This is a genomic window from Streptomyces sp. NPDC015171, from assembly GCF_043079545.1.
Classification (GTDB): Bacteria; Actinomycetota; Actinomycetes; order Streptomycetales; family Streptomycetaceae; genus Streptomyces.
Genome location: NZ_JBIBUO010000012.1, coordinates 48,303 through 58,632, shown reverse-complemented (window position 1 = coordinate 58,632; position 10,330 = coordinate 48,303). Strand labels below are relative to the sequence as shown.

Annotated in this window: 1 pseudogene; it reads left to right on the top strand. The window is 70.5% G+C overall.

Features of this window, described 5'->3' with window-relative positions:
* Positions 1-29: 29 nt before the first annotated feature.
* Positions 30-10,298 (top strand): annotated as a pseudogene (locus tag ACF073_RS28795) (SDR family NAD(P)-dependent oxidoreductase); the annotation flags it as partial.
* Positions 10,299-10,330 lie beyond the last annotated feature (32 nt).

Sequence of the window (10,330 nt, the reverse complement as noted above, 5' to 3'; positions counted from 1 at the left end):
CGGAGCGACAGACCATGACCACGGCCCCCGACAAGGTTGTTGAAGCTCTCCGGTCCTCGATGAAGGAGGCCGAGAGGCTGCGGCGGCAGAACCGCGAACTCGTCGCCGCAGCCGCCGAACCCATCGCCATCGTCGCCATGAGCTGCCGCTACCCGGGCGGAGTCGACTCCCCCGAGGACCTGTGGAACCTCGTGGCCACGGGCACCGACGCGATGTCCGGCTACCCCACCGACCGCGGCTGGGACCTCGACGCCCTGCGGGACGCCGGAGTCGACCAGCGCGGCATGCGCGTCAGCCGCGGCGGCGGCTTCCTGACCGACGTGGCCGGGTTCGACGCCGACTTCTTCGGCGTCGCACCCCGCGAGGCCGTGACCATGGACCCGCAGCAACGGCTCCTGCTGGAAACCTCCTGGGAGGCGTTCGAGCGGGCCGGTATCGACCCGGCCCGCCTGCGGGGCACCCGCACCGGCGTGTTCGTCGGCACCAACGGCCAGGACTACGCCTACCTCCTCGTCCGCTCGCTCGACGACGCCACCGGAGACATCGGCACGGGCATCGCGGCCAGCGCCACCTCCGGCCGGCTCTCCTACGCCCTGGGCCTGGAGGGCCCGGCGGTCACCGTGGACACCGCCTGCTCCTCCTCGCTCGTCGCCCTCCACTGGGCCGTGGCGTCGCTGAGGTCGGGCGAGTGCTCACTGGCCCTCGCGGGCGGCGTCAACGTCATGTCGACACCGGGCTCCCTGATGGAGTTCAGCCGGCAGGGCGGCCTGGCATCGGACGGCCGGTGCAAGGCGTACGCCGAGGCCGCCGACGGCACCGGATGGGCGGAGGGCGTCGGCCTGCTGGTCCTGGAGCGGCTCTCCGACGCCCGCCGCAACGGCCACCCCGTCCTCGGCCTCGTCCGGGGCTCCGCCGTCAACCAGGACGGCGCGAGCAACGGCTTCACCGCGCCCAACGGGCCGTCCCAGCAGCGCGTGATCCGCCAGGCGCTGGCGAGCGCCGGTCTGTCGCCCGCCGAGGTGGACGCGGTGGAGGGCCACGGCACGGGCACGCCCCTGGGTGACCCGATCGAGGCGCAGGCGCTCCTCGCGACGTACGGCCGGGACCGAGCTGCCGATCGTCCGCTGTGGCTGGGCTCGGTGAAGTCGAACATCGGTCACACGCAGGCCGCCGCCGGTGTCGCGGGCGTGATCAAGATGGTCATGGCGATGCGGCACGGCGTGCTGCCCCGCACCCTGCACGTGGACACCCCGTCCACCCACGTCGACTGGACGACCGGCGCCGTAAGACTGCTGGCCGAACCGGTGACCTGGCCGGAGCCCGACCGCCCGCGCCGGGTCGGCGTCTCCTCGTTCGGCATCAGCGGTACGAACGCGCACGTGATCGTGGAGCAGGCGCCTTCGGCCGAGCCCGGCGGCACGATCGAGCCGGCCGTGGCGCCCGGGGTGGTGCCGTGGGTGGTGTCGGCGAGGTCCGAGGCGGCGCTCGACGCCCAGTTGGGGCGGTTGTCGGGGCTGGGTGGTGGGCTGCGTCCGCTGGATGTGGGTTTCTCGTTGGCGGCCGGTCGGGCGCGGATGGTTCATCGTGCGGTGCTGGTGGACGGTCGTGAGGTGGCGCGTGGGGAGGCTGGTGAGCGTTCGCTGGCGGTGCTGTTCTCGGGTCAGGGGTCGCAGCGGCTGGGTATGGGCCGTGAGTTGTACGGGCGTTTCCCGGTGTTCGCGGAGGCGTTCGACGCGGTGTGTGCGGGGCTGGACCTGCACGTGGAGATGCCGCTGCGGGATGTGGTGTGGGGCGAGGATGCCGAGCTGCTGAATCAGACGGTCTACGCCCAGGCGGGTTTGTTCGCTGTTGAGGTGGCACTTTTCCGGGTGGCTGAATCGCTGGGTGTGCGGCCGGAGTTCGTGGCTGGTCATTCGATCGGTGAGGTGGCTGCGGCGTATGTGGCGGGGGTGTTCTCGTTGGAGGATGCCTGCGCGTTGGTGGCGGCTCGTGGTCGGTTGATGCAGGCTCTGCCGGCGGGCGGGGCGATGGTGGCCGTCGAGGCGACGGAGGAGGAAGTACGGCCGCTTCTGGGTGAGTTGGTGTCGCTGGCGGCGGTGAACGGTCCGTCGTCGGCGGTGGTCTCCGGTGCCGCCGCTGCGGTGGAGGAGATCCGCGTCCGCTTCGAGGGGCTGGGGCGCCGGGCGAGCGTGCTGCGGGTGTCGCACGCCTTCCACTCGCCGTTGATGGACCCGATGCTGGACGAGTTCCGCGCGGTTGTCACGGGGCTGTCGTTCTCGGCTCCGGAGATCCCGCTGATCTCGAACGTCACGGGCGAGTTGGTGACGGCCGGGCTGGTGTGCGACCCGGAGTACTGGGTGCGGCATGTGCGTGAGACCGTCCGTTTCGCCGACGGAGTTCGCGCCCTGAGCGGGGCGGGAGCCACCGCCTTTCTGGAACTGGGTCCCGACGGCACCCTGACGGCACTGGTGTCGGCGGCCCTGGAGCCCGTGGCGGACAGCCCTGTGGTTGCCGTTCCCGCCCTGCGCCGGGACGGCTCTGAAGAGCGCGCTCTGGTCACCGCTCTGGCGGGAGCACACTGCGCGGGCGTCGACGTCGACTGGGCCCGGCTCTACGACCGTACGGGCGCCCAGCGTGTCGACCTCCCCACCTACCCTTTCCAGCACGCGCGATACTGGCCCACGCTCACCCCGGCCGTGGGCGATGTGGCCGGCGCCGGGCTGATCGCCGCCGAGCACCCGATGCTCGGGGCCGTCGTGCCCCTGGCACAGAGCGAGGGCGTGCTGTTCACCAGCCGTCTGTCCCTGCTCACCCAGCCCTGGCTGGCCGACGACCTCGTGAACGGCCGGGTGGTCTTCCCGTCCACCGGTTTCCTCGAACTGGCCGTCCGGGTCGGCGACCACGTCGGTTGCGACCGAGTCGAGAAGCTGACCGTGTCGGCACCGCTCGTCGTCGCCGAGGACGGCGGCGTCGTGCTCCAGGTCCGCGTGGACGACCCCGATGACGCGGGCGCACGCGGCGTCCGCTTCTTCTCCCGTTCGGACGCCGCGCCGGACGAGCCGTGGACCGAGCACGCGTCGGGTCTGCTGACACCCGGCAGCACGGTTGCCCTTCCTGAGGAACAGACTCCAGGTGAGGAGTTCGCGCTCGACGGCGAAGCCGCCCGGACCGCGGAACGGTTCGGTCTGCACCCGGCTCTCCTCTCCGAGGTGATGCGAACAGCGGCCGGCGACGACGACCTCGTACCCGTGTCATGGAGCGGAGCCACCCTGCACGCGTCCGGCGCCGCGATGGTTCGGGCACACATCGCGCGCACGGGCGGGGCAACGGCCTCGGTCACGCTGTTCGACGTCGAAGGCACCCCGGTGCTGTCCGTGGACGCGGTGACCTTCGGCCCCAGGCCGACCGCTGACGCGCGCCTGGGCGGCACGCTGCTGCGCCTGGAGTGGGTGCCCGGGACTGCCACCGGTGGTGAGGCCGACATCGATGCGTCGGTCGTGGTGCCGGTGTCGGCGGCGGACGGCCTGACCGTGCCTGGTGGGGTGCATGAGGTGTTGGTGCGTGTGTTGGGTTTGGTGCGGGAGTGGTTGGCGGGGGAGTGGTCTGCGGGTGCGCGGTTGGTGTTGGTGACGCGTGGTGTGGTGGGGGGTGGTGATCTGGCGGGTGCGGCGGTGTGGGGTTTGGTGCGTGCTGCTGAGTCGGAGAATCCGGGTCGGTTCGTGTTGGTGGATGTTGAGGGTGAGGGTGAGGTGCCGTTGGGGGCGGTGCTTGCGGTGGGTGAGTCGCAGGTGCTGGTGCGGGACGGGGTTGTGCATGTGGGGCGGTTGGCTCGGTTGGGTGCTGAGGTGCCTGCGGTCGGGTCGCCGTTTTGTGGTCGGGTGTTGGTGACGGGTGGTACGGGTGGTCTGGGTCGTGAGGTGGCCCGGCATCTGGTGTCGGTGCATGGGGTGCGGGATCTGCTGTTGGTGAGCCGGCGGGGGTTGGGGGCTCCGGGTGCGGCGGATCTGCGGGACGAGTTGGTGGCTCAGGGTGCTGATGTGACGGTCGCGGCGTGTGATGTGGCGGACCGGGAGGCTCTTGAAGTTCTGCTGTCGGGTGTTGAGTTGTCGGCGGTGGTGCATACGGCGGGTGTGCTGGACGACGGGGTGGTGTCCTCGTTGAGTCCGGAGCGGATGTCGTCGGTGCTGCGTCCGAAGGTGGATGGGGCCTGGCACCTGCACGAACTCACCCAGGGTATGGACCTGAAGGCGTTCGTTCTCTTCTCATCGATCTCGGGTGTGATGGGTTCGGCGGGTCAGGGCAACTATGCGGCGGCCAATGTCTTCCTGGACGCTCTGGCGTTGCACCGTCGCTCCCTCGGCCTTGCGGCGCAGTCGCTGGCGTGGGGTGCGTGGGCGCCGACCGCTGGTATGACGGCGGGCTTGTCGGAGGTGGACCGCAAGCGGATCACAACATCCGGGATCCCGCCCTTGTCCGTCGAACAGGGCCTCGCGCTCCTCGACGCCGCCACCACCCTCGACGCACCCCACCTGATCCCCATCGGACGCCTTGCGGGACCCACGGTCCCCCAGGGTGACGCTCCCCCGCTGTTCCGAGGTCTGATCCGGGGCCGGCGGCGCCGGGCGGCGGCGAGTGCGGCCGGGGCCGCGATCACGACCGCGCTCGCCCTTCGGCTGGAGGCGTTGCGCGACAGCGAAAGGCTTCCGCACGTCCTGGATCTCGTACGGGCTGAGGCAGCCGCGGTGCTAGGACACGCGTCCGCCAAGGCCGTAGCACCCGGACGAGAGTTCAGGGAACTCGGAGTGGACTCACTGTCCGCGCTGGAGCTGCGTAACCGGCTTACCGACGTGACCGGCCTGCGCCTGCCCGCCACCCTGGTCTTCGACCACCCCACACCGACCGCCGTCGCCGAACACCTCCTCGCCGAACTGCTCGAAGAGGCAGGCGAGGCCACCACCGCATCGGCGGTCGCGGTGCGCGCAAGTGACGACGAACCGATCGCCATCGTCGGCATGGCATGCAGGATGCCGGGTGGTGTGGACACCCCCGAAGCCCTGTGGGAGATGCTACGCGCCGGTCGGCAGGGCATGTCGGAATTCCCGACCGACCGGGGCTGGGACCTCGACACCCTCTTCGGCGGTGGCGATGGCACAGGTGGACAGGACGGCCGAGGCGTCAGCGCCACTCGGCACGGCGGTTTCCTCTCCCGGCTCGGCGACTTCGACGCGGACTTCTTCGGCATCTCGCCGCGCGAGGCCCTCGCCATGGACCCGCAGCAGCGGCTCCTCCTCGAAACGTCCTGGGAGGCGTTCGAGCGTGCGGCCATCGACCCGGCCTCGCTGCGCGGCAGCCGTACCGGGGTGTTCGTCGGAACGACCGGCCAGGACTACGCGTCCCTCGTGATGAACTCGCGGGACGACGTGGAAGGCCACGCCAGTACCGGCCTTGCCAACAGCGTGATCTCCGGCCGGGTGTCGTACACCTTCGGTCTCGAAGGCCCGGCGGTCACCGTCGACACCGCCTGCTCCTCCTCACTGGTCGCCATGCACCTCGCCGCCCAGTCCCTGCGCAGCGGCGAATGTTCACTGGCGCTCGCCGGCGGCGCGACCGTCCTGTCCACACCGATGAGCTTCCTCGGCTTCTCCCGGCAGGGCGGTCTGGCCACCGACGGCCGGTGCAAGGCGTACGCGGACGCGGCCGACGGCACCGGATGGTCCGAGGGCGTCGGCGTCCTCGTCCTCGAACGGCTCTCCGACGCCCGGCGCAACGGACATCCCGTCCTGGCGGTGGTCCGCGGCTCGGCGATCAACCAGGACGGCGCCAGCAACGGGCTCACCGCGCCCAACGGGCCGTCCCAGCAGCGCGTGATCCGCCAGGCGCTGGCCAACGCCGGTATCGTGCCGGCGGACGTGGACGCGGTGGAGGGCCACGGCACGGGCACGCCCCTGGGTGACCCGATCGAGGCGCAGGCGCTCCTCGCCACGTACGGCCGGGACCGAGCTGCCGATCGTCCGCTGTGGCTGGGCTCGGTGAAGTCGAACATCGGCCACACGCAGGCCGCCGCCGGTGTCGCGGGCGTGATCAAGATGGTCATGGCGATGCGGCACGGGGTACTTCCGCGCACCCTGCACGTGGACGCCCCGTCCCGGCACGTCGATTGGTCGACCGGTGACGTACGGGTCCTCGCCGAGGCGACCCCCTGGCCGCAGGTGGACCGGCCGTGGCGAGCGGGGGTGTCATCGTTCGGGCTCAGCGGCACGAACGCCCACGTCGTCCTGGAACAGGCCGAAGCTACGCCGGCGGAGACAACGCCTACGCCCGAGGAGTCGTCGGCGGTCGTGCCGTGGGTGGTGTCGGCGAAGTCCGAGGCGGCGCTCGACGCCCAGTTGCAGCGCTTGTCCGGGCTGGGTGGTGGTCTGCGTCCGCTGGATGTGGGTTTCTCGTTGGCGGCCGGTCGGGCGCGGATGGTTCATCGTGCGGTGCTGGTGGACGGTCGTGAGGTGGCGCGTGGGGAGGCTGGCGAGTGTTCGCTGGCGGTGCTGTTCTCGGGTCAGGGGTCGCAGCGGCTGGGTATGGGTCGTGAGCTGTACGGGCGTTTCCCCGTCTTCGCCGAAGCTTTCGACGCGGTGTGCGGGGGACTGGACTCGCATCTGAACCTGCCGCTGCGGGATGTGGTGTGGGGCGAGGACGCCGAGCTGCTGAACCAGACGGTGTACGCCCAGGCCGGTCTCTTCGCCGTCGAGGTGGCACTTTTCCGACTCGCCGAATCTCTCGGATTGCGGCCGGAGTTCGTGGCCGGCCATTCGATCGGTGAGGTGGCTGCGGCGTATGTGGCGGGGGTGTTCTCGTTGGAGGATGCCTGCGCGTTGGTGGCGGCTCGTGGTCGGTTGATGCAGGCTCTGCCGCAGGGCGGGTCGATGCTCGCCGTCGAGGCCACAGAAGGAGAAGTGCAGCCCCTCCTTGGTGAGTTGGTGTCTCTGGCCGCCGTCAACGGCCCCTCATCCGTCGTCGTCTCCGGTGCCGCCGCAGCGGTGGAGGAGATCCGCGTCCGCTTCGAGGGGCTGGGGCGGCGGACGAGTGTGCTGCCTGTGTCCCATGCCTTCCATTCGCCGCTGATGGACCCGATGCTGGACGACTTCCGGAAGGTCGTCGAAGGGCTGGTGCCGAAGTCCCCCGAAGTCCCCGTCGTCTCGAACCGTACGGGTGAGATCGCGACCGACGAGGAGTTGCGCTCCACCGACTACTGGGTCCGGCACGTCCGGGACACTGTGCGCTTCTGGGACGGTGTCCGGGCTCTGCGCCGAGCCGGTGCAACCGCCTTCCTGGAAGCGGGACCGGACGCTGTTCTCACGGCGCTGACGCAGCGGAGCCTGGGCGAGGAGGACCAGGACTGCGTCAGCGCGGCCATGCTGCGCAAGGACCGTCCGGAAGAGAGCGCACTCGTCAGCGGGCTGGCGCGGATGCACTGTGCGGGCGCAGACGTGGACTGGACCCGACTGTTCGACGGCAGCGGCGCCCAGCGTGTCGACCTGCCCACCTACCCCTTCCAGCGGCAGCGCTACTGGCCCACGCCGGCCGTGCGGACCGGCGATGTGAGCGGCGCGGGCCTCATCGCGACACAACACCCGCTGCTGGGCGCGGCCGTGACCGTGGCGGACAGCGGCCGGGTCCTGCTCACAGGGCAGTTGTCGGTGAAGTCCCAGCCCTGGCTCGCGGACCATCGCCTGGGCGGCACCGTGGTCTTCCCGGCCACAGGCTTTCTGGAACTGGCGATCCGAGCCGGCGACCACGTCGGATGCGACCGCGTGGAGGAGGTGGTCTCGACCGCTCAGCCGCTCCTGCTGTCCGCCACCGGTACGACGGCCGTCCAGGTCGCGCTCAGCGCGCCCGACGGATCAGGCACCCGTGAGTTCGGCTGCTACGCCCGCCCGGAGAACGCCCCGGACGACGCGTGGACATGCCACGCGACCGGCAGGCTCAGCGCCGCGGAAGCCGCTGCGGAAGCCGCAGCGGAAGTGGTCACGGAAGTCACCGCGGAAGGAGCTGCGGAAGCCGCCGTCCAGGACTCCGCCCCGATCCTCGACGGTTCGGTGTGGCCGCCGCAGGACGCGGTCCCCGTCGACCTGGAAGGCTTCTACGAGGACAGCGATCTCGGACCCGCCTTCCGCACGCTCCGTGCGGTGTGGAAGCGCGGCGACGAAGTGTTTGCCGAGGCCGCGCTCCCGGACTCCGGAGAGGACGCCACCCTCTACGGGCTGCATCCCACACTGCTGGATGCGGCCGTCCAGGTCGCCGGCTTCGCGGGAGTGGACGACAGCGAGCCCTTGGTGCCGCATGCCTGGCACGGGGTATCCCTGCACGCCACCGGCGCGTCCGTGGTCCGCATGCGCGTTGCGAAACAAGGTGACCACACCCTCTCCGTGTCCGTCGCCGACGCCCAGGGAGCCCCGGTGCTGTCCCTGGAGTCGGTCACTCTGGACACCCCGCCCACCGCTCTCGCCCCCGCCACCACCCTGGCCGGAACCACGCTGCTGCGCCTGGAGTGGGTGCCCGGGACTGCCACCGGCGGTGATGCCGACATCGACGCGTCGGTCGTGGTGCCGGTGTCGGCGGCGGACGGCCTGACCGTGCCTGCTGCGGTGCATGAGGTGTTGGTGCGTGTGTTGGGTTTGGTGCGGGAGTGGTTGTCGGGGGAGTGGTCTGCGGGTGCGCGGTTGGTGTTGGTGACGCGTGGTGTGGTGGGGGGTGGTGATCTGGCGGGTGCGGCGGTGTGGGGGTTGGTGCGTGCTGCTGAGTCGGAGAATCCGGGTCGGTTTGTGTTGGTGGATGTTGAGGGTGAGGGTGAGGTGCCGTTGGGGGCGGTGCTTGCGGTGGGTGAGTCGCAGGTGCTGGTGCGGGACGGGGTTGTGCATGTGGGGCGGTTGGCTCGCCTTGGGGCTGATGGGTCGTCCGTTGAGTCGCCGTTTTGTGGGCGGGTGTTGGTGACGGGTGGTACGGGTGGTCTGGGTCGTGAGGTGGCTCGGCATCTGGTGTCGGTGCATGGGGTGCGGGATCTGCTGTTGGTGAGCCGGCGGGGGTTGGGGGCTCCGGGTGCGGCGGATCTGCGGGACGAGTTGGTGGCTCAGGGTGCTGATGTGACGGTCGCGGCGTGTGATGTGGCGGACCGTGAGGCTCTTGAAGTTCTGCTGTCGGGTGTGGAGTTGTCGGCGGTGGTGCATACGGCGGGTGTGCTGGACGACGGGGTGGTGTCCTCGTTGAGTCCGGAGCGGATGTCGTCGGTGCTGCGTCCGAAGGTGGATGGGGCCTGGCACCTGCACGAACTCACCCAGGGTATGGACCTGAAGGCGTTCGTGTTGTTCTCGTCGATCTCGGGTGTGATGGGTTCGGCGGGTCAGGGCAACTATGCGGCGGCCAATGTCTTCCTGGACGCTCTGGCGTTGCACCGTCGTTCCCTCGGCCTTCCGGCGCAGTCGTTGGCGTGGGGTGCGTGGGCGCCGACCGCTGGTATGACGGCGGGCTTGTCGGAGGTGGACCGCAAGCGGATCACAACATCCGGGATCCCTCCCCTGTCCGTCGAACAGGGCCTCGCGCTCCTCGACGCCGCCACCACCCTCGACGAGCCCTACCTCGTCCCGATGGGCAGGGCATCAGGCCCGACGCGCATGCCCGGCGAAGTACCCCACCTGCTGCGTCGACTGGTCAAGGGCGCCAGAAGGGCAGCGGCCAACGCCGGCTCGGCATCCGGCGTGGCCACGGCACTCGCGACACGGCTGGGGGAACTCCGGGAGAGCGACAGGCTCCCGTACGTCCTGGGGCTCGTCCGGACGGACGCCGCCGCCGTACTGGGCCACGCTTCGGCCCAAGCGGTGTCCACGGACAAGGACTTCAACGACCTCGGCATCGATTCCCTCACCGCCCTGGAACTCCGTAACCGGCTCACCGACGTCACCGGCCTGCGCCTGCCCGCCACCCTGGTCTTCGACCACCCCACACCGACCGCCGTCGCCGAGCACATCCTGGCCGAACTGCTCGACGGCCTCGGATCCGGTGAGGGGCCGTCCGCGCTGCTCGCCGAGCTGGACCGGCTCGACGCCGCGCTGGCGGCGGCAGACGAACCGGACGAGTCGACCCGCGCCGCGGTCTCCCTCCGCCTGCGCCATCTCCTGGAGAAGTGGACGGCCGCAGCCCCGGACACGGACACGTCCGCCGAAGAGGTCGCGGAGCGCATCGCGTCCGCCAGCACGGACGAAGTCCTCGCATTCATCGACAACGAGCTCGGCCGTCTGACCGACCGCTGACCGACTCTCCGTCACCCAAGGAAGGCTCCTTT